Annotated in this window: 21 protein-coding genes; 6 read left to right on the top strand and 15 right to left on the bottom strand. The window is 68.1% G+C overall.

Annotation, left to right across the window (positions count from 1 at the left end):
* Positions 1–84: 84 nt before the first annotated feature.
* Positions 85–996 carry an MBL fold metallo-hydrolase gene (locus E0L93_RS14810; protein ID WP_132692850.1) on the top strand — a complete coding sequence of 304 codons (912 nt, stop codon included), beginning with the start codon at positions 85–87 and terminating at the stop codon, positions 994–996.
* A 14-nt stretch (positions 997–1,010) separates the two neighbouring features.
* Here the strand turns inward: E0L93_RS14810 and E0L93_RS14805 are convergent, their stop codons facing one another.
* The 11 genes from E0L93_RS14805 to E0L93_RS14755 all read right to left on the bottom strand — a co-directional run bounded on the left by E0L93_RS14805 (position 1,011) and on the right by E0L93_RS14755 (position 11,932).
* The gene (locus E0L93_RS14805; protein WP_132692849.1) at positions 1,011–2,141 is read right to left on the bottom strand and encodes an FUSC family protein; all 1,131 of its coding nucleotides are present in this window, start codon (positions 2,139–2,141) and stop codon (positions 1,011–1,013) included.
* Between the two features lie 159 nt (positions 2,142–2,300).
* Positions 2,301–3,077, bottom strand: coding sequence for an ATP-binding cassette domain-containing protein (locus E0L93_RS14800; protein WP_132692848.1), 777 nt, complete (start codon positions 3,075–3,077; stop codon positions 2,301–2,303).
* Positions 3,074–4,078, bottom strand: a complete 1,005-nt coding sequence (locus E0L93_RS14795; RefSeq protein WP_132692847.1) for an ABC transporter permease — start codon at positions 4,076–4,078, stop codon at positions 3,074–3,076. The genes E0L93_RS14800 and E0L93_RS14795 overlap by 4 nt, the downstream gene beginning before the upstream one ends.
* Positions 4,078–5,154 carry a sugar ABC transporter substrate-binding protein gene (locus tag E0L93_RS14790; protein WP_132692846.1) on the bottom strand — a complete coding sequence of 359 codons (1,077 nt, stop codon included), beginning with the start codon at positions 5,152–5,154 and terminating at the stop codon, positions 4,078–4,080. The genes E0L93_RS14795 and E0L93_RS14790 overlap by 1 nt, the downstream gene beginning before the upstream one ends.
* A gap of 133 nt (positions 5,155–5,287) precedes the next feature.
* Complete coding sequence (locus tag E0L93_RS14785) at positions 5,288–6,073, bottom strand: SDR family NAD(P)-dependent oxidoreductase (protein WP_132692845.1); 786 nt, start codon at positions 6,071–6,073, stop codon at positions 5,288–5,290.
* On the bottom strand, positions 6,070–7,239 hold the full coding sequence (locus tag E0L93_RS14780) for a mandelate racemase/muconate lactonizing enzyme family protein (RefSeq protein ID WP_132692844.1): 1,170 nt from the start codon (positions 7,237–7,239) through the stop codon (positions 6,070–6,072). The genes E0L93_RS14785 and E0L93_RS14780 overlap by 4 nt, the downstream gene beginning before the upstream one ends.
* Complete coding sequence (locus E0L93_RS14775) at positions 7,236–8,177, bottom strand: U32 family peptidase (protein WP_132692843.1); 942 nt, start codon at positions 8,175–8,177, stop codon at positions 7,236–7,238. The genes E0L93_RS14780 and E0L93_RS14775 overlap by 4 nt, the downstream gene beginning before the upstream one ends.
* The gene (locus tag E0L93_RS14770) at positions 8,174–8,923 is read right to left on the bottom strand and encodes a FadR/GntR family transcriptional regulator (RefSeq protein WP_132692842.1); all 750 of its coding nucleotides are present in this window, start codon (positions 8,921–8,923) and stop codon (positions 8,174–8,176) included. Before E0L93_RS14770 ends, E0L93_RS14775 begins: the two co-directional genes overlap by 4 nt.
* Before the next feature lie 98 nt (positions 8,924–9,021).
* Positions 9,022–10,500 carry a tripartite tricarboxylate transporter permease gene (locus tag E0L93_RS14765; RefSeq protein ID WP_132692841.1) on the bottom strand — a complete coding sequence of 493 codons (1,479 nt, stop codon included), beginning with the start codon at positions 10,498–10,500 and terminating at the stop codon, positions 9,022–9,024.
* Positions 10,497–10,955: a tripartite tricarboxylate transporter TctB family protein gene (locus E0L93_RS14760; protein WP_132692840.1), complete on the bottom strand. Its 459-nt coding sequence runs from the start codon at positions 10,953–10,955 to the stop codon at positions 10,497–10,499. Before E0L93_RS14760 ends, E0L93_RS14765 begins: the two co-directional genes overlap by 4 nt.
* A gap of 2 nt (positions 10,956–10,957) precedes the next feature.
* On the bottom strand, positions 10,958–11,932 hold the full coding sequence (locus tag E0L93_RS14755) for a tripartite tricarboxylate transporter substrate binding protein (RefSeq protein WP_207890538.1): 975 nt from the start codon (positions 11,930–11,932) through the stop codon (positions 10,958–10,960).
* A gap of 146 nt (positions 11,933–12,078) precedes the next feature.
* Here E0L93_RS14755 and E0L93_RS14750 point away from each other — a divergent pair, with 146 nt between their 5' ends.
* Genes E0L93_RS14750 through E0L93_RS14730 form a run of 5 tightly spaced genes read left to right on the top strand, consistent with a single transcriptional unit; the run spans position 12,079 to position 16,005 of the window.
* Positions 12,079–12,555, top strand: coding sequence for a 2,4'-dihydroxyacetophenone dioxygenase family protein (locus E0L93_RS14750; RefSeq protein WP_132692839.1), 477 nt, complete (start codon positions 12,079–12,081; stop codon positions 12,553–12,555).
* Positions 12,555–13,325: a 2-dehydro-3-deoxy-D-gluconate 5-dehydrogenase KduD gene (gene kduD, locus E0L93_RS14745; RefSeq protein ID WP_279387509.1), complete on the top strand. Its 771-nt coding sequence runs from the start codon at positions 12,555–12,557 to the stop codon at positions 13,323–13,325. The genes E0L93_RS14750 and kduD overlap by 1 nt, the downstream gene beginning before the upstream one ends.
* A 30-nt stretch (positions 13,326–13,355) precedes the next feature.
* Positions 13,356–14,150 carry an IclR family transcriptional regulator gene (locus E0L93_RS14740; protein ID WP_132692838.1) on the top strand — a complete coding sequence of 265 codons (795 nt, stop codon included), beginning with the start codon at positions 13,356–13,358 and terminating at the stop codon, positions 14,148–14,150.
* 29 nt (positions 14,151–14,179) lie between these two features.
* A complete protein-coding gene (locus E0L93_RS14735) occupies positions 14,180–15,148 on the top strand; it encodes a sugar kinase (protein ID WP_243638258.1) in 969 nt (322 codons plus the stop codon).
* A 5-nt stretch (positions 15,149–15,153) separates the two neighbouring features.
* Positions 15,154–16,005, top strand: a complete 852-nt coding sequence (locus E0L93_RS14730) for a dihydrodipicolinate synthase family protein (RefSeq protein ID WP_132692837.1) — start codon at positions 15,154–15,156, stop codon at positions 16,003–16,005.
* Positions 16,006–16,019: 14 nt separating this feature from the next.
* Here the strand turns inward: E0L93_RS14730 and E0L93_RS14725 are convergent, their stop codons facing one another.
* The 4 genes from E0L93_RS14725 to E0L93_RS14710 all read right to left on the bottom strand — a co-directional run.
* A complete protein-coding gene (locus E0L93_RS14725; RefSeq protein ID WP_132692836.1) occupies positions 16,020–16,970 on the bottom strand; it encodes an FAD-dependent oxidoreductase in 951 nt (316 codons plus the stop codon).
* 112 nt (positions 16,971–17,082) lie between these two features.
* Positions 17,083–17,838: an SDR family NAD(P)-dependent oxidoreductase gene (locus tag E0L93_RS14720; protein WP_132692835.1), complete on the bottom strand. Its 756-nt coding sequence runs from the start codon at positions 17,836–17,838 to the stop codon at positions 17,083–17,085.
* Positions 17,839–18,095: 257 nt separating this feature from the next.
* Positions 18,096–19,034, bottom strand: coding sequence for a D-isomer specific 2-hydroxyacid dehydrogenase family protein (locus tag E0L93_RS14715; RefSeq protein ID WP_132692834.1), 939 nt, complete (start codon positions 19,032–19,034; stop codon positions 18,096–18,098).
* Positions 19,027–19,281, bottom strand: a 255-nt coding sequence (locus E0L93_RS14710; RefSeq protein WP_207890537.1) for a LutC/YkgG family protein, incomplete at its 5' end; no start/stop codon positions are given. The genes E0L93_RS14715 and E0L93_RS14710, both read right to left, overlap by 8 nt.

Genomic DNA, 19,281 nt, shown 5'->3' with positions numbered 1-19,281 from the left:
TACCAATTCTGATAACATATCCGCGGCGCCGCAAGGTCCGGCGCGGAGAGGGAGCCGCGATTCACCGACCGGAGGGAGAGTCCGATGGAAGAAGTTCTGCCGGGGATTCACCGGATCGAGTCAGACCTCGGGGCTCGCTTTATGTGTCAGTACCTGCTGGCCGGGGAAGACCGGACGGTGCTGGTGGACACGGGGCTGGCCGGCACACCGGACGAGGTTATCGCGCCGTATCTCCGGAGCCTCGGGCTCCACCTGGAGGACATAGACGACGTCATCATCAGCCACGCCGACGTGGACCACTGCGGCGGGAACCGGCTGCTGCGGGAGTTGAAACCGGACCTGCGCTTCTGGTGCCACGAGCTGGACCGGCCCTACGTGGAGCGCAACCGCGTGATGCTGGCCGAGATCTACTGCTGGTCCGAACCCTACGGCTTCGGCCCCGACGAGGAGTCGAAGGAGTGGATCCTCCGGGAGCTGGGCGGCGACTCTCCGGTAGACGTGGGGCTGCGCGGCGGCGAGACCCTGCGCCTCGGCCCAGGATGGCGGGTAGAGATACTCCACCTGCCCGGGCACACCCCGGGCCACCTCGGTATCTGGGACCCCAGGAGCGGGGCGGCGATCATCATAGACGCGGTGTTGGAGAGCGGCATCTACGACCGGGAGGGGAACCGGCTCATACCTCCCAGGTACTTCGATGCGGTCGCGTACCGGCGCACCATCCGCGCCCTGCGCTCGCTGCGGCCCGAGCACCTGCTCACCGCCCACTACCCGGTGATGCGGGGAGAAGAAGTTACGGACTTCCTCGACCGCTCGCTGGAGTTCACGCGGCAGGTGCAGCGGGCGGTGGACGAAGGACTCGCCCGCGGGACCACGCACCTCGGGGAGCTGACGCGGTTCGCCACAGAGCGGCTCGGGCCCTACCCCGAGTTCGCCACCGAGCTCGGCGCGGGCGTGCGGGCGCACATGCTCGCCGGAGGTCCTGGGGCGGACCGGTAAAAGCGGTCCCGCCTTCAGGGGGTGCGGCGGGAGGTCTCGCGCACGACCTGCAAGGCCTCCGCGTAGCCCATGCCGGCGGCCTGCAGGAGGTCCAGGGCGGTAGACTGTATCTGCCAGACCAGCGCGCTGGTGGCCAGATCACTGCTCGCGCTCAAGGCCGATGCGGCCTCTTCCACGGCCATGAGCGCGAAGTGGCGCGCATGCGGGGGGTGTCCGGCCTCCTCGAAGTACTCGCGCAGCATCTCCACCGCCTGCGAGAGATCCAGGACCGCCCCGAAGAGCTGCTCGGGTGCGGCTCCCTTCTCCTGCACCACGCCGACGGCGGCACGGGCCAGCACGCGGGTGTTGCGAACCGCGAAATCCAGCTGGTCCACCGCTGCTGCATAGCAAGCGAGGTGCCCGAGGTGCCGTCTGCGGGGCGGTGAGAGGCGCGCGATCTGGTATCCTCCGTCCAGCTCTTCGCGCAACTGCGCGATCGGGGCGTCCAGCCTCCGCGCCCCGGACAAGGCCCGCTCCGCCAGATCCGGGTCGCCGCCCGCCAGTGCAGCCGCCACATCCCGGTGCACGGCGGCGAGATCCTCGAGAATAGACCGGGCCGCCTGCCCGACGCGCGCGCTGGGGTTGCTGGGGAAGGCAGCACTGACGGCCAGGGCCACGCCACCGCCCACCAGAGCCTCCAGGAACCTGTCCGGCGACACCCCGTAGGTGGTAGGCTCCAGGTTGGCTACCAGCAGCGCCGAGACACCCGCCTCGGTCACGAACATTATCCCGCCCCGGATCAGGAGCGCGGCCGTCATGGCCAGTCCCACTATGATCCCGGTCTGAACCATGCCGGTGCCTATGGCGAGCATGATCAAATCCGCGACCGCAAGCCCCACGGCCACGCCGAAGATCCACTCCGCAGCCCGCCGCAACGTCTGCCCGGCCACCGCACCGACCGAGATCACGGCCGCAATCGCCGCCACGAACGGCCGCTCATGTCCCAGCACCAGACCCGCCACGTACCACGCCAGGCTGGCCGCAACGGCCGTCTGCACGACCGGCCAAAAACCGGCCCGCAGCCGCCCGAACGCCCGCTCAGCCCGGCCCCGGACAACCTCCAGGCCACCTTCCCTCACGCCGGCCAGCGCAGCAGAGATCGCCATCTCACCTCCCTTCTAGATGCCTCCGGCACACAAACAGGCGCAGAATCTAGCACGCTTTGCCGGGCTGGCAAGGGGTCTGGCCGGATTATTGAGGTTTCGTTACCGAACCGTTACGAAGCGAAGAGCAGAACCCCGGACAGACTGTCCGGGGCCCATCCTTCATCCTCCGCCGCCGGTGCGAGCCCTGCGGTACTCGGAGACCATCAGCTCGGTCAGCTCCTCGACTGAGGTCTCCGCAGCGGGTTTGTCGTAGGTGATCCGGCCGTGCTGCAGCACGTTCACCCGGTCGCAGACCTCCAGGACGTGGGCGTAGTTGTGAGCGATGAGGATGATCGAGACCCCCCCACTCTCCTTCAGGCGCTGCACCAGGTCCAGGATCATAGCCCCCTCCTTCGCGCCCATCGCAGCCAGCGGCTCGTCCAGGAGCAGGATCCTGGCGTCCTCCGAGTAGACGGCCCGGGCCACCGCGATGGCCTGCCGCTGGCCGCCGGAGAGCATCGCCACCTCGGTCTCTATGGACGGGATGCTCACCCCGATGTCGTCCAGGTAGCGCCGGGTGAGATGCTTCATCTTGCGGTTGTTCAGCAGGGGCAGCGGCCGCCAGGTTATCTCTTTGTTCAGGAACATGTTGTGGTAGACGGTCATGTCGTTCACCAGCGCCAGGTCCTGGTAGACCGTCTGGATGCCCAGCCGCTGCGCCTGCGAGACCGACTTCAGCTCCACCTCTTCGCCGTCGAGGTAGATCCTGCCGGCATCCGGGCGGTGGAACCCGGTGATTATCTTGATCAGGGTGGACTTCCCCGCACCGTTGTCCCCGATGAGGCCCAGGACCTCCCCTTTGCGCAGGTGCAGCGAGACGTCCTGCAGAGCCGTCACCGAGCCGAAACGCTTGGCGATGTTCTCTACCCGCAGGGCGTCCGGAGCCTCCGCCGTCACGTTACCCTCCTCCCCTTGCGCAACCGGGTAATGACGTAGACGTTGAGCACCATGACGATGAGCACGGTGATGCCCAGGATCACGTTGAAGGTGAAGGCACTGACGCCCTGAAGCGTGAAGCCGTTGCGCAGCACGGAGAGCGCCAGCGCCCCAAGGAACGCCCCGAAGACCGTGCCGATCCCACCGGCGAGCGGTGTCCCCCCGATGACCGCCGCCGAGATGGCCAGAAACATTATCTCGGCCCCGCCGGCCAGCGGATCTATGGAGTTGATGCGCATGGCCTCCAGGATGCCGGCGAACCCTCCGAGCATGCTGCACAGCATGAAGTTGCCGATCCTGATGCGGTCCACCCGGATTCCGGCCTCCCGGGCGCCGATGAAGTTGCCGCCCGTGGCGAACGTGTGCATCCCCCAGCGCGTGTAGTTAAGCAGCACGTGCATGAACGCCAGGATGACCAGCGCCCACATTATTCCGGCGTAGGGATAGGCGCCCAAAGCCGACTTGAGCCAGCTCGCCTCCGGCGCAGGCTTGGGGAAGCCCGCGACCAGGATGACGTTCAACCCGCCCAGCAGGAAGAACATGCCCAGCGTGGCCACGAAGGACGGCACGCCGAAGAACACCCGCATGACGCCGTTCACGAGCCCGACGGCGGCCGTGGCGAGCAGACCTATCACGACCGCCAGCGGCAGGACCAGCAGCAACTGGTCGTAGGCTATCCACATCACGATGGGCGCGAACGCGAACGCCTGGCCGACCGAGAGGTCTATCTCGCCCAGAATCATGACCATGACCAGCCCCGAGGCGACGATGGCCGTTGCGGCCATGAACTGCGCCAGAGTCTGGATGTTCCCCTGGGTCAGGAACGCCGGGTTGCGGAGGTAGAAGTAGAGGATCAGGCCCACCGAGACGACGAGGATGCCGGCCTCCTGCCGCCGGACCAGGGCCTCCAGCAGCTGCGGGAAGAACCCGGGCCTCTTCTCTGCCGTCGCTTGGGTCGCCATCAGCCCTGAGCTTCGGGATCCAGGATCTTCTGCTCCTCCGAATCGCCCTCGAAGCGGGACTCGGTCTCCAGGTAGAGCGCCGCGTCCTCTTGCTCCACGAAGAGCAGCCCGGTGTTGGTCTCCGCCGGACCCGTAAGCCCCCCGGAGATCTTGTACAGAAAGAGCTGCAGCACCGGGTAGAAGCCCTGCAGATACGGCTGCTGGTCTATCGTGAAGTCTATGTGACCCTCGTTCAAAAGCCGCAGCGTCTCCGGCAGCAGATCGTACCCGCCGCCCCGAACGCCCTGCGCGTGCAGATCGTACTTCTCCATTATCTGGGCCACAGCCTGCGTGCTGCCGGCGTCCACGGCGAACATGCCCCGCACATCCTGATGCCCCTGATAGTAGGACTCGACGCGGCTCAACTCCTCCGGCAGCTCGGCCCCGGTCGCGATCTGCTCGTACTCAATGGGCGCCCCAGAGTCCTCGATGGCCTGTATGGCCCCGTCTATCCGGGGCTGGATGTTGAGCTGCCCGGGCGTGGCGATGAACAACACCACCGGACCCTCCTGGACGAGCTCCACGATCCGCTTGCCCATCTCCACCCCGGAGAGGAAGAGATCCTGCCCGATATATGCCAGCGCCGGGTTCGTCCCCGGCCCCTCGCCGTTGGCGTTGTACGCAACGACCGGGATGTCCTGCTCCAGCGCCCGCTCGATAGGCCCGTTGAACGCGTCGGGATCCACGATGGAGACCGCTATGCCATCTGCGTTGCCGGAGATCGCCGTGTTCATCGCGTCCACCATCTCCCGCACGTTCGACGTCTCCGAACCCGTCCACTGCGAGGTAGTGCCCACCAGCGCCTGCGCGTCCTCGATCCCGTACCGCGTCGGCGTGAAGAACGGATTGGTCGTCACGTGGTTGACGAAGACGAAGTTGTACTCAGGAGTCTCGGGATAATTGCCGTAGCCGGCACCCTCGGCCGGTCCCTCCTCCCGACGTACACCACACCCAGCGAGCAACGCCCCCGCCAGCGCACTCGCAGCCAGAAACCTCCGCCGCGATAGCCCGTAACCGTCCGGTACGCTCCCCTCCATAACCGATCTTTCCTCCTTCCCCAGCGAAACCCTTCCACCTGAGACGAGCCACCCGGCTAGTAAGAAGCCGTGCAAGCTCTTAAAGATATTGTTATACCAATCACCACATCTCTGTCAAGCGCTTCTCGCTCTCCTAGCGGGGCCGGTCGCCCTGGTCCCACCAGAGTCCCATCCGGGCGGAGGTGCCGCCGTCCACGTAGAGCACCTGTCCGGTGATGAAGTCTGCGGCGTCGGAGGCGAGGAAGGTCACGGCGCGCCCCACGTCCTCCGGGGTTCCCACCCTTCCGGCGGGAACCAGGGTGTTTCCGAACTCGGTGGTGTAGCCGGGGATGTCGAAGTAGCGGGGCACCTCGATGATGCCGGGGGCGACGGCGTTTACCCGGATCTTCTGCCCGGCCAGCTCTACGGCCAGCTCGCGGGTGAAGGCGTCCACCGCGCCCTTGGTCGCGGCATAGGCCGAGTGCCGGGGAAGCCCGCCGCGGCCGTGAATGGAGCTTATGTTCACTATGCTGCCTCCGCCGCGCTCCAGCATGTGCGGGACCGCCTGCTGCGCGCAGAAGAAGTAGCCCCGCACGTTCAGTTCGAACTGCTCGCCGTACACCTCCTCGTCCATCTCCAGGAAGTCTCGCGTCCGGGTGACGCCGGCGTTGTTCACCAGGATGTCGAGGCCGTCCAGAGCGGCGGCCGCCTCGTCCACCACCCTCCGGCACTCGCTCACCACCCGGAGGTCGCCCCGTACGGTCGCGGCTCTCCCGCCGAGCCCGTTGATGCGCTCCACCGTCGCGTCCGCGCTCTTCTCGAACGGCGGGTAGTGGACGGCGACCTCGGCCCCCTGCCGGGCCAGCTCCACGGCCACCCCCTGCCCGATGCCCATGCCGGCTCCGGTGACCAGCGCCTTGCGGCCGCTCAGGTCGATCACCGGCCGGCTCCGGAGGCGCGGGCGGCGGCGCGCTTCTCCCACCCCTCGGCGAAGAGGTTGAAGTGCACGTCCTGCCGGGGGTGGGCCTCGACTGCGGCCTCGTCCAGTTCGACGCCGAGGCCCGGGCCGCCGGGGAGCTCGAAGTACCCGTCCCGCACCTCCGGCACGCCGGGGGCCGTCTCCTTCACCCAGGGGTCGGCGAAGTCGTTAAAGTACTCCTGGATGCGGAAGTTGGGCGTGCAGGCCGCCAGGTGGAGGGCCGCGGCGGTAGAGATCTGGCCGCCCACGTTGTGCGGGGCGACGGTCACGAAGTAGGCGTCGGCCCAGGCGGCCAGCTTCTTCGTCTCCAGGAGGCCGCCCATCTGGGTTATGTCGGGTTGGATCACGTCCACCGCCTGCAGCTCGAACAGCTCCCGGTACTCGACGCGGTTGTGGATGCGCTCTCCGGTCGCGACGGGCACGCCGATACCCTCTGCCACCTTCTTCAGGGCCTTGAGGTTCGTGGGCGGGACGGGCTCTTCGGCCCAGCCCAGCCCGTAGGGCTCCAGCAGGCGCGCCATCTCGATCGCGGTGGCGGGCGAGAACCGGCCGTGCATCTCCAGCAGGATCTCGGCCTCCGGCCCTACCGCGTCCCGCACCGCCTCCACAATGGCGGCGGCCCGCAGCTTCTCGGCGCGCTCCAGCTCGTAGTAGCCGGGACCGAACGGGTCCAGCTTGAGCGCGGTGTAGCCCCGCTCTACCACCTGTTTTGCGGCGGCGTGGAACTGCTCCGGGGTGCGCTCGACCCGGTACCAGCCGTTGGCGTAGGCTTTTATGCGATCGCGCACCGGGCCGCCGAGCAGGTTGTACACCGGCTGCCCTAGAGCCTTGCCCACGATGTCCCAGCAGGCCATCTCCAGCACGGCGATCCCGGAGCTCATCACCTCGCCCGGCCGCGAGAAATCGTCGCGCTGCATCCGGCGCACCAGGTCCTCGATGCGGAAGGGGTCGTGCCCGATCACGTACCGGGGAACGGCCTCCTTGAGGTACCCGAGCAGGGCGTCGGTGTGGTTGACCATCCTGACCTCGCCCAGGCCCGTCAGCCCCTCGTCGGTGCGCACCCGGACGATGGTCAGGTTGCGCCAGCCGGTCCCGACTACGAAGGTGTCTACTCCGGTTACCTTCATGCCCTCTCCTCGACAACGGTGGGAATGCCGGAAAAGACCGCACCGGGCGTCGTGGTTTCGGCCTCCGGATAGTAGCGCCGCAGCAGTTCGAGCCCTACCTGCGCCCGCCGCACCCGCTCCCTGCCGAGCCTGATCGCCACGTCCTCCAGGTGTAGCCCGGACGGGTAGATGTTGGGCGCGTTGCGCAGGCCGAACTTCACGTACACCGGGGCGGCCACCCGCACGAGATCGGGGATCTCGTAGTGCCGTACGAACCCGCCGAAGTCGTCCGGCGCCTCGACGTACACGTCCAGCGGTAGGCCGGCGGCAGCCCGGATGGCGGCGAGCTGCGCGAGGCTGAGGTCCGTCGGGACGTTGTACGTACCGGCTCCCAGATCCTCCATCGCCTTTATGGCCGCGGCGTTGGCAGCCGCGAGCTGCACGGAGACCTTGACCACAAAGTCCTCCGGCAGCACGCCCCGTTTTTTGAGGTCCCGCAACACCCACATCAGGCCCACATCCGCGACCAGCACCCCGCGCAACCCCAGCTCCACGCCCCGTAGCACGTCCTCCAGCGCGTAGGCGAGCTGGTCCTGTCCCCGGTGCTGCGCGCCCAGCGTCTTGCCGGCGCTCGATACCACGCCCGCGCCGGTGTCCCAGCCGGCCCGCGGCCCCACGAACAGCGAGAGCTCCATCCCGGCCTCGCGGGCCATGTGGCACATCTCCAGGATCTCCGGGTCGGTAAGCAGCATGATCCCCGAGCCCTGCGAGACCCGGTGGACGTGAACCTCCCGCCGCCGCGCCTCCTCAATGACGGCCTCCAGCACCCGCGGACCCTCGACGCTCGGGATCTCGACCCGGTAGTGCGCTCCATCTGGGAAGCGCTTCTCCGAAGCGGGCAGCTCGTGCAGATCGCGCCCCGGCAGACCCAGTCCGGCCAGCAGCTCCCGCGCCCTCATGAACCTCCCTCCGTGAGTCTCTCCGGCCGCCGGAGGCCCAAGTCCACGACCTGGCCGCCGGTGGCCCGCTCCATGTCTCTCGCGGTGGCCATCAGGTGAGCGCGCATCTCGCACCGGGCCCCCTCGACATCCCCGGCGGCCACGCGGTCCAGGATCGCCGCGTGCTCCCGCAACGCCCGCCGGGCAGTGCCGGGCAGCGACGCCGTCACCCGGCGGCTGGCCCGGAGCAGCTCCACCACCGGCTCCAGCATCACGAGCAGAACCTCGTTGCGGGTGCAGCGCGCCAGGTGCGCGTGGAACTCTACGTCGGCGTCCACATACCCCTCGGGAGCGTCTATCCGGGTGCGCATCCTGTCCAGAGCCTCCCGCATCGCCCGCACGTCCTCCGGGAGAGCCCGCTCGGCGGCGAGCCCGGCTATCTCCACCTCCAGGATCCTGCGAATCTCCAACAGCTCCCCCAGAGCCCGGGGCCTGACGCGCAGCAGAAGCTCCAGAGTATCCCGTACAGCATGCCCGCCACCGCCACTGACCACCGCCCCCCGGCCGTGCTCGATCTCCAGCAGACCCCGAACCTCAAGGAGATTGAGCGCCTCCCGGACCACGGTGCGGCTCACGCCCAGCCGCTCGCACAGCTCGCGCTCCGGCGGCAGCCGCTCCCCCGGGCTGAGGTTGCCAGAGATTACCATCTCCAGAATCCTCTCCGCCGCCCGGTCCCGCAGCTTCGTCCGTCTCTTCTGCCCGGCCACCCCGCAGATATTGTCATACCAATTTTCGGCTCTGTCAACCGGGCGCGCCCGGTGCTTGGGGCGGAGGGTTCTCAGGAGGGCGTCTTCCGCGGCCGGAATTATGCTGAAGAGGCGGACCCGCTCCTGGCGCGCAGGGCGGCGAGGGCGATCGAAGCGAGGGTGAGGATGAGCAGGGTGAGCGGGATCGGGGTGAGCAGCCACTCGAAGCTACCGCCGCTGATGATCATGGCCCGCCGGAACCCGCTCTCCGCGATGGGACCTAGGATAACCCCTATCACCAGCGGGGCCAGCGGGTAGCCGCCCTTCATCATGAAATAGCCGAGCACGGCGGCCAGCAGCATGACCAGCACGTCGAACGGGTTGGAGCGCAGGGCATAGGAGCCCACCACGCTCAGGACGAGCACGGTCGGCCAGAGGAACCGCGTGGGCACCCGCATCAGCTGCACCCAGAGCCGGATCCCCAGCAGGCCGACCACCAGCAGGCAGGTGTAGACGAGGAAGAACCCGATAAAGATGCCGTAGACCAGCTCCGGGCTGCCGGTAAAGAGCTGCGGGCCGGGCCGGAGACCGTGGACCGTGATCGCCCCGATCAGGATCGCCGAGACCGAGTCACCGGGGATGCCGAGGGTGAGCGTCGGGGTCAGCGCCCCGGCGGTCGAGGCGTTGTTGGCCGACTCCGCCGCCGCGACTCCGCGCGGGTCTCCCCGGCCGAAGTTCTTCTCGCCGCGGGCGAATCGTTTGGTCTCATTGTAGGCGACGAAGGAGCCGATGTCCCCGCCCGTGCCGGGCAGCACGCCGACCAGGAACCCGAGCACGGAGGAGCCGGCCGTGGTGGGGGCGAGCCGCTTCAGGCGGTCGAACCCCAGCCGGAAGCTGCCCAGCGCCGGCCGTTCCTCCACTCCGCCCCGCAGCCGCTCGAACTGCCGCAGCGCCTCCGCAACACCGAAGAGCCCGATGAGGATCGGGATGAACTGGATGCCGGCGCTCAGCTCCACGCTCCCGAAGGCGAAGCGCGGGAAGGCCTGGATGGGGTCCAGCCCGATCATGGCGATGAGCAGGCCCAGCGTGCCGCTGATCAGGCCCTTCACCATCGCGCTCTCAGAGAGCGAGGCGATGATCGTAAGCGCGAAGATCGAGAGCATAAAGTACTCCGCCGGCCCGAACCGCAGCGCGAACTCCGCGACCCTCGGAGCGAAGAGCGCCAGGAACACCACGCCCACCATCCCCCCGACCGCGGACGCGACGACGGAGATGCTGAGCGCCTCGCCCGCCCGTCCCCGCTGACTCATGGGATGCCCGTCCAGAACGGTGGCGGCCGCCGAAGGCGTGCCCGGGGCCCGGATCAGGATCGCCGGGATCGAACCCGCGTACAGCGCTCCGCCGTAGATGCCCAGAAGCAGCATCATCCCGTCCACCGGCTCCAGCGCGAAGGTGAAAGGCAGCAGGACGGCCACCGCCATCGTGGCCGAGAGCCCCGGCAGAGCCCCCACGAGTATCCCGACGAGCACCCCGGCCAGGATGAGGAACAGCGCCTGGGGGTCCAGGACGGCCTCGAAACCCGCGGCCCAGCCGCTCAAAAGATGAACCTCTCCAATACGCCGCGCGGCAAAGAGACCCTCAGCAGCACGGAGAACACGTAGAAGAGCGTGAGACTCACCCCTACGGGCATGAGCGCCAGCATCAGCGGCCGGCGCATCCCGGCCAGCAGCAGAGCGCCCACCAGGAAGAGCATAGTCGCCAACATGAAGCCGAGCGCTTCAAGCACAGCAGCGTAGATGGCGAGCAGCACCACAACCCCCACCACCCGCAGCAGCGCGCGCCCCCGCGGCAGGGACTCCTCACTCCTTCCCCCCTGCACGAGCAGCAGCAGAGCGAAGACCGCAAGCGCTCCCGCAACCATCCTGGGAAACGTGGCCGCTCCCGGATCGTCCGGCTGTCCCGGCGGAGGGAAGTCCAGAGTAAGCAGAACCACCGCAACCGCGACGGCCACCAGGAGCGCAGCGGCCACGATGTCGCCCACCCCGGCGCGCACGGCTACTCCGCCCGGATGTCCAGCTCCCGGATCAACTCCCCAAACCGCTCGAACTCCTCATCCATGTAGCTCTCGAACTCGCCGGCGTCCCGGTAGACCATCCCGAAGCCCTGAGTCTCCATGAAGTCCTGGAACTGCTCGGACTCGTACGCCTCCCGGAAACACTCGTTCAGGGTCTGGACCACGTCGTCCGGCGTGTCGTTGGGCACCACAAGCCCTCTCCACGCCCCGGACTCCCAGTCTATGCCGACCTCCTGCGTGGTGGGCGTGTCGGGCAGGATGTCCAACCGCTCCTCGCCCATCACAACGAGCGGCCGCAGCTCTCCCGCTTCCACCTGCGGCGCGACCTCGGCCCCGCTGGCCGAGGTGGCCTCGATCTGCCCCCCGAGCACGGCCGCGATCGCCGGGGCCGCCCCGTCGAACGGCACGTAGGTGAACTCCACCCCGGCCTCCCGGGCCAGACCGGCAGCCGCCACGTGCCAGATGCTCCCGGTCCCGCTCGTCCCCACCCGGATGTCCTCGCCGTCCTCAGCAGCCGCGATGACGTCCTCGATGCTCTCATACGGGGAGTCGGAGCCGACGCTGAAGGCCGCCGGGTCGAAGTTGTACTGCATCACACCCCGCACATCCTCGGGCGTGACCGGAGCGACGCCCAAGTGGTTGATCATGGCGATCTCCACCGTAGCCAGCCCCACCGTGTAGCCATCGGGCCGCGCCGTCGCAGCAGCCTGAAACCCCACAGCCCCCGTGCTGCCGGTCTGGTTGCTGACTATGATGCCCGTGCCACAGGTCTCCTCAGCCACCGCCGCCAGCTGCCGGGCGGTCTGGTCCGTGCCACCCCCCGCAGCCCACGGCACTATTATCTCGATCTGCTCCGAAGGAAACTCATCCTCCCCAGCAGGCCCGCACGCCACAACCCCCAGCAGAGTAACCACCGCTACAGCCAGCCCCGAAACTCGCAGCAACCTCCACCCCACGGATGAACAGCCTCCTCTCAGGATTAAACCTACCGCCAACCCCCAACCTCTGGAATCGTTGTTCTTGGCAGTGTATCATGGGTTTGTGTTGTCAGGCAAGACTGGGTTTTACTATACGAAACCCAGTCCGGGAAGGGGGTAAAAACATGAATCCGCAGGAGGGGCTTCGGGAGGCTCTGGAGCGGGGTCTGCCCGATCAGGCGATCCACGGCGAGGAGATCCCGTGGGTTCCGCAGGCGGAGGGAGTCTGGTTCAAGCCGCTCCGGTTCGACCTTGGGACTGGGCGTTGGATTAACCTCCTGAAGGTAACCGGCGGCGGCCGGGTAAACCGGCACCGGCACGGGGGGCAGGTGCACGGGTACGTCATCCGGGGCAGCTGGCGTTATCTGGAGCGCGACTGGGTGGCGCGGCCGGGCACGCTGGTTTGGGAGCCGCCGGGCGACATCCACACGCTGGTCGTGGACGAGGGGGAGATGATCACCCTCTTCATGATCGAGGGCGTGATCCAGTACATGGATGAGGAAGACAACCTGATCTACCAGGACGACGTCTTCACGAAACTCGAACGCTATCTGAACCACTGCCGCGAGCAGGGCATCGAACCGCTGGACCTCTGTTACTAGTGGGCATCCTCGACGCGTTCAGGCTCGACGGGCGGGTGGCGCTCGTCACCGGGGCCGCCCGGGGGCTGGGCCGGGCCATCGCCGCCGGTCTGGCCGAGGCGGGGGCCGACGTGGCCGTACTCGACCGTCTGGAGGCGGAGGAGACGGCGCGGGAGATCTCCGCTTCGGGCCGCCGGGCGCAGAAGCTGCGCTTCGATCTGCGCGAGGCGACCGCCGCGCAGGCGGAGAAGATAGTCGCGGAGTGCGTCCGGGAGCTCGGGCGGCTGGACATCCTGGTAAACAACGCCGGCGTCATCCGGCGGGCGCCGGCGCTGGAGTTCTCCGAGCAGGACTGGGAGGACGTGCTAAGCGTCAACCTCACGAGCGTGTTCTACCTCTCCCAGGCCGCCGCGCGGCACTTCGTAGCGGCGGGCCGGGGCGGCAAGATCATAAACCTGGCCTCGGTGCTCTCCTACCAGGGCGGCATCACGGTCCCCTCCTACGCGGCGTCCAAGAGCGGCGTCGCCAACCTGACCCGGGCGCTCGCCAACGAGTGGGCGGGCCGGGGCATAAACGTCAACGCCCTCGCCCCCAGCTACTACACAACCGAGCTCACCGCCGATCTCCGCGACGACCCGGAGCGCAGCGAAGCGCTGCTCGCCCGGATACCGGCCGGACGTTGGGGAGAACCGGAGGACCTGAAGGGGGCCGCGGTCTTCCTCGCCTCGGACGCGGCCGCGTACGTGCACGGAACCATCCTGCCCGTGGACGGCGGGTGGCTGGGCCGGTGAGAACGGGAGGGGTGTAAGATAATTAGAATTATGCCAGAGCCTTCCAACACCCGGGACGGGTACAGGGTCCGGGCCGTGATCCGGGCCGTCTCCCTGCTGGAACTGCTCCGGACCAGCAAGGGAGGAGCCTCCCTGAACGAGCTGGCCTCACGCTCCGGGCTGGCCAAGCCGTCGGTCTTCCGCATGCTGCGGACGCTGGAGGAGACCGGCCTCGTAGAGCGGGTCGCGGGCTCCGACTCCTACCGTCTCGGGGTCCGGTGCCTGGAGCTGGGACAGGCCTACCTGGAGCAGACCGACCTCCGCCGCGAGGCGCGGCCCATCATGGAGCGGCTGCGCGAGGAGTTCGACGAGACGGTGCATCTGGGCATGCTCGACGACGAGCTCCGGGTGGTCTATCTGGAGAAGCTGGCGACCACGCACGCCGTCGGCGTCATGATGTCAGAGGTGGGGCGTACGGCTCCCTCCTACTGCACCGCTCTGGGCCGGGCGATGCTCTCCGGGATGGAAGGAGACCCGATCGCGGAGCTGGAGAGCCGCGGCTCGCTCCACAAGTACACGACCAGCACGCTCTGCGACCCGGACGAGCTGAGGAGAGAGCTGGAGAAGGTGCGCGAGCGCGGGTACGCCCTCGACCTCGAAGAGCACGAGGAGGGCGTGCGGTGTGTGGCCGCTCCCATAAGGGACGCGAGCGGCAAGACCGTCGCGGCCGTCTCAATCTCCGGCCCGGCGCACCGGCTGCCCAAACGCCTGCTGCGCGGCGAGCTCGCCCGGGCCACGAAAGCCGCTGCCCGGGAGATTGGGCACCGGCTCGGCGCCCGCTGCTAGGGAATCTTAGAGAGGGAGGGAATCCGGTTTTGGTACGGCAGGACAGCCCGGCAGCCCGGCCCAGCGTGGTCACGGCCGGGGAGACCATGGTGCTTGCGACCCCGTCCGCTCCGGGCCGCCTGCGGCATGCGACCGGCCTGGAGCTGAAGATCGGGGGCGCCGAGTCCAACGTGGCGATCGCACTCTCCCGTCTCGGCATAAGCGCGGGCTGGGTGAGCGCCCTGAGCTCGGACGAACCCGGCCATCTCGTGCTGGACCGCATCCGCGGCGAGGGCGTCGACACCTCCCGGGTCCGGCTCCTGCAGGAAGCTCCTACCGGCCTCTACCTGCGGGAGCGGGTGGGGAAGAGCACGCGCGTCTACTACTACAGGGAAGGATCGGCCGCCTCAAAGATGAGCATAGACGGCGTGGATCTCGAGTACTTCGCGCAGGCGCGCTACGTGCACCTCACCGGCATCACCCCCGCCCTCTCCGGGAGTTGCCGGACGTTCACCCGGGCGCTGATGCAGAAGCTCGGCGGCAGCCCGGCCCGGATCAGTTTCGACGTCAACTACCGGTCCAAGCTCTGGTCCGCCAAAGAAGCGCTCCGGTTCACGGAGGAGGTGCTGCCGATGGTGGACCTGCTCTTCGTCAGCGCGGAGGAGGCGCAGGCGCTCTGGAACCACGACGGCGCGGACCTCCTGCAGAAGCTGAGCGAGGCAGGCCCCCGGGAGATCGTGCTCAAGCGCGGCCGGGAGGGCAGCCTGGCGCTGGTGGGCGGCGAGCCGATCGAACACCCCGGCTTCCGGGTGGAGGAAGTGGACCCGATAGGAGCCGGCGACGCGTTCGCGGCCGGGTACCTCGCCGGCATGCTTTGGGGACTCCCGCCGGAAGAGCGCCTGCGCGTCGCAAACGCCATGGGAGCCTACAGCGTGATGACCCTCGGCGACTACGAGGGGCTGCCCGACCGGGAGGAGCTGGAAGAATTTCTGGAAGGTCGCGAGTCTCTGGGGAGGTAGATCATATGCAGGGCGGCGTGTACGTGGCCAACGTAACCCCGTTCAGAGAAGACGGGGAGTTCACCATCGACCGGGAAGCCTACCTGGGGCACGTGGAGTGGCTGGGCGAGCGGGGCGTGCAGGGGGTTGTGCCCTTCGGCACCAACGGGGAGGGCCCCTCCGTGGCGCTCCGGGAGAAGCTGGAGGTGCTGGAAACCCTCTTCGAGCGGGAGCTCCCGCTCGAGATCGTACCCAACGTGGCGCAGGGCAACCTGCCCGAGACGCTGCAGATGCTAGACTGGCTCAACGACAAACCCGCAACCGCGGTGATGGTGCTCCCGCCCTACTATTTCAAGCCCGCGAAGGCCGAAGGGCTGAAGAGGTTCTACGAGCCGGTCCTGGAAGCCTCCCGCCACCCGGTTATCGTGTACCACATCCCCAAGTACGCCGTGCCCGTCCCGGTGGAGCTGGTGGCGGAGCTCCCGGTCTGGGGAGTGAAGGACTCGGGAGGAGACCCGGCCTATACCAAGGCCGTGCTCGATGCCGGCAAAGGGGTGCTGCTGGGCACCGAGGACAGCCTCTGGGAGAACCTCAATCTGGGGGCTCAGGGCATGATCTCGGCCCTCGCCAACTTCATCCCCGAGGAGGTGGTCGAGATGTACCGCCGGGTCGAGGCCGGAGACGAAGCCGGAGGCCGGAGACTCTCCGAGAAGCTGCAGAAGGTGCGGGCGATGACCAAGGAGTATACCTCGGCCGCGCTGCTCAAGAAGCTCGCCGGGGCCCGGCACGGAATCCTACTGGGCACCGTGCGCCCGCCGCTGGTCCCGGCCCCCGCGGGCTACGACCCCGGGCCGGTCCTCTCAGCGGCGCTCCAGTAGCCGGCCTCCACACACTACCCTATCCGCTCCAATACCAGCGCGCACGCCTCCCGGGCGCAGCCCCAGGAGAGCGTGACCCCCGCCCCGCCATGCCCGTAGTTGTGCACGCACAGAGCGCCGCTCCCAAGCTCCTCGCGCTCCAGCCGCACCTCCGGCCTGCCCGGCCTCAACCCCACCCTGTGCTCCAGCACCTCGGCGTCCGCCAGACGCGGCTCCAGAGAGACGCAGCGCCGCAGAATTGCCGCCGCGGTCTCCGGGTCCGGCTCTATATCCCAGCGCCTCTCCTGAGCCGTGCCCCCGAGAACGCAGTCCTCCGTGCGCGGCACGATGTAGGTGGGCTCTTCGGGGTGCTCCTCGTCCAGCACGAAGCGCTCTAGGCCGGGGTTGCGCACCCGCACTATCTGGCCCCGAATCGGGCTCAGTAGTCTGTCACCAACCAGCTCGCGCGCCCCGAGCCCCGTGCAGTTGAAGACCAGCGGTGACGCCTCCGCCGCCTCTTCCAGCGAACGCACAACCCGCCTTGTGAGGCGCCCCCCGGCCCCGGCAAAACGCTCCAGCAGGTACTGCAGGTAGCGGGGCATCTCGATCACCGGCACGGTGAACACATAACCGTCGCGGTAGCCCGGCGGCAGCTCGTGTTCTTCGCACCGCCGGAAGCGTGAGACCGCATCCTTCCACCAGGGGTCCGGCACCTCCCTGCGCCAGAGCTCTACCCCCTCGCCCATGCGCACGCCAGTCTGCCCGTCTCCGGCCAGCTTCTCGAAGGCCGCGTAGGTCTGGCCGCCCCACTTTAGCACCCGGTTCTGGGGATAGGCTTTGTAGGGGTACCACACGGCGGCCGCAACGCCGGAGGTGGATTCGCGGGGCATCTCCGCCGCCCAGACCTCCACCTCCAGCCCCGCTTCCTGCAGGCAGATGGCCGTGGAGAGACCGATTACGCCGCAACCGATTACCAGGGCGTCCACGCTTCCTCTCCACCCGAGATCCGGAAGATCGCCCACCTCAGGTATCTCAACCGCTCCTCACCGATGTTCCGCCCCCACCGACCCCGCGGATCCCGATCATCTCTCCCGCCCCTTATCCGGCGACCAGTCCGCCGTCCATGAAGAACGGTGCGCCGGTGGCGAACTCCGTGTCGTCCTGAGCCAGGAACACCACCACCGGGGCCACGTCCTCCGGGTAACCGGGCCGGCCGATGGGGTGGATGTTCTGCTTGACGGCCTCGGGGTCCTCCTGTTGCTGGGCCCAGTTGAGTCCGAGGGGGCTCAGGATAAGACCCGGCACGATGGCGTTGACCCGGATGTTCTCCCTGGCGTGGTCCATGGCCATGGCCCGTGTCAGGGACATCACGGCCCCCTTGGAGGCTATGTAGGCAGCGTTGCCGGCCCAGCCGACGAAGGAGCTGGGGGAGGCGGTGTTGATGATCCTGCCACCACCGCTTTTGCGCATCTCGGGGATGGCGTACCGGCTGCACCAGAAGATGCCGTCCACGTTGACCGCAAAGGTCCTGCGCCAGTCCTCGACCTTCATCTCCGGGACGCCGCCCTCGGTGATGTTGATCCCGGCGTTGTTGAAGAGCACGTCTATCCTGCCGAACGCAGCAACGGCCTCCTCCACAAGCCGCCGGGCATCCTCTTCTTTGGAGACGTCGCACTCGACGAAGAGCGCCTCACCCCCCTCCCTCTCTATCTCCTCGACGGTCTTGCGCCCCTCCTCGACGTTTACGTCGCCGACCACGACCCGGGCGCCCTCGCGGGCCAAAGCGAGGGCGGAGGCCTCACCGATGCCGGTGGCGCCTCCGGTCACTATGCAGACCTTGCCTTCCAGCCTCATCGCTCACCCCTTTCTCTCCTCCCACGTTCGGACACGACCGGTTCCTCCCGATCCGCCCGCCTACCGCCTCGTAGCGAGCCCCCGGTCTATCTCCCCCATAACCCAAGAATGGTAACGCTTGTTTCTAGTATCGTAGTATTGGCAGGATCATCTGTCAATTCAGGCGGGCGAGTGCTACGTCCGACCGCCGGGTTTAGGAGAGTCCTCTTTCAGCCGGCGTTTCGCAAGCCGGGCATCCTTTATCTAAGTCTTTCGGGCTAGTAGCCCGCCTCCATGTCCACGGGTGCTATCAGATCCTCACCCCTGCGGAAGCGGGAGACGTTCTCCTCGATGCGCCGGCCCAGGTTGCGCGCCAGGGCCTCGGGCGGATTCGCCGCGTGCGGTGTGATGAGCGCCCGCGGCTCTCTCCACAGGGGGTGTCCATCGGGCAGCGGCTCGGGGTCGGTGACGTCCAGTGCAGCCCCGCCGATGCTGCCGGCTGCGAGCGCCTCCACCAGAGCCTCGGTGTCTATCAGGGAGCCGCGGGCCACGTTGACGACCCAGGCGCTCTCCTTCATTGCGGCCAGCTCGCCGGCACCTATCATGTGCCGCGTAGCGGCGGTAGCCGGCGCGGCGATCACGAAGAAATCTCCTTCTGGCCAGAGTCTGTCCATCTCATCCGCAGCGCGGCTCTCGTCCGCGTCCGGCACCTCGCGCCCGCTGCGGGTCACGGCGAAGACCCGCGGTCCCAGCGGCTTCAGCATCCGGATCAGGGCCCGCCCGATCCCTCCGGCGCCCAGCACCACGACGGTCGAACCCGCGAGCGTCCGGCCCCAGCCGGCCCTCCACTCCGTAGCACGAGCGCACTCGTGCAGCCTCCGGGCTCCGGCCAGCATCAGCGCGAGGGCGTGCTCGGCCACCGTATCCGAGTAGGCCCCGGCGGCCGAGGTAAAGACCCGCTCCCGGTCCAGCAGCCCCTGCTCCACCCAGGTCTCCACTCCCGCAGACGGCAGCTGTACCCAGCGGATACCCGGGTGGAGCAGCTCCCGCAGCCGGGAGCCGTCCGAGCCGAGCCATACGATGGCCTCGGCCTCCTCCGGGCTCTCGACCACCCTGCCCCCGCCCCGCTCCACGGCCTGCAGGAAGGCTCCGGCGTGCTCGGCGCCGAAGTAGTCCCTTTCGGGTCCAACGTATACGGCCGGCCCCTCGCTACTCATCTCCGCCTACCAGCACCACGTGCACGTCCCCCGGCCCGTGCACCCCTATGGCCAGCGACATCTCTATGTCCCCGGAGCGGCTGGGGCCGGTGTGGAAGCAGAAGTTCGCCGGCACCCTCCCGCGGCTCGCAAACTCCTCGATGGCATCGGGCACCGTCGCCAGAACCCGCCCCGCCGGGACCACGGCGACGTAGGTCGGCGGCAGAAGCGTCACCGCGCGTCCCCGCCCCGGCCCGCCCGTCAGGAT

The organism is Rubrobacter taiwanensis (assembly GCF_004337705.1).
Lineage (GTDB): Bacteria > Actinomycetota > Rubrobacteria > Rubrobacterales > Rubrobacteraceae > Rubrobacter_C > Rubrobacter_C taiwanensis.
Note: the sequence above shows the minus strand (reverse complement) of the source record. Positions and strands in the feature narration are given on the sequence as shown.

What these genes read in the sequence shown, in the direction of transcription:
- E0L93_RS14750 (WP_132692839.1), top strand. Translation starts at nt 12,079, where the DNA reads ATGAATCCGCAGGAGGGGCTTCGGGAGGCTCTGGAGCGGGGTCTGCCC.
- E0L93_RS14810 (WP_132692850.1), top strand. Translation starts at nt 85, where the DNA reads ATGGAAGAAGTTCTGCCGGGGATTCACCGGATCGAGTCAGACCTCGGG.
- E0L93_RS14780 (WP_132692844.1), bottom strand. Translation starts at nt 7,239, where the DNA reads ATGAAGGTAACCGGAGTAGACACCTTCGTAGTCGGGACCGGCTGGCGC.
- E0L93_RS14740 (WP_132692838.1), top strand. Translation starts at nt 13,356, where the DNA reads ATGCCAGAGCCTTCCAACACCCGGGACGGGTACAGGGTCCGGGCCGTG.
- E0L93_RS14795 (WP_132692847.1), bottom strand. Translation starts at nt 4,078, where the DNA reads ATGGCGACCCAAGCGACGGCAGAGAAGAGGCCCGGGTTCTTCCCGCAG.
- E0L93_RS14730 (WP_132692837.1), top strand. Translation starts at nt 15,154, where the DNA reads ATGCAGGGCGGCGTGTACGTGGCCAACGTAACCCCGTTCAGAGAAGAC.
- E0L93_RS14775 (WP_132692843.1), bottom strand. Translation starts at nt 8,177, where the DNA reads ATGAGGGCGCGGGAGCTGCTGGCCGGACTGGGTCTGCCGGGGCGCGAT.
- E0L93_RS14805 (WP_132692849.1), bottom strand. Translation starts at nt 2,141, where the DNA reads ATGGCGATCTCTGCTGCGCTGGCCGGCGTGAGGGAAGGTGGCCTGGAG.
- E0L93_RS14720 (WP_132692835.1), bottom strand. Translation starts at nt 17,838, where the DNA reads ATGAGGCTGGAAGGCAAGGTCTGCATAGTGACCGGAGGCGCCACCGGC.
- E0L93_RS14790 (WP_132692846.1), bottom strand. Translation starts at nt 5,154, where the DNA reads ATGGAGGGGAGCGTACCGGACGGTTACGGGCTATCGCGGCGGAGGTTT.
- E0L93_RS14715 (WP_132692834.1), bottom strand. Translation starts at nt 19,034, where the DNA reads ATGAGTAGCGAGGGGCCGGCCGTATACGTTGGACCCGAAAGGGACTAC.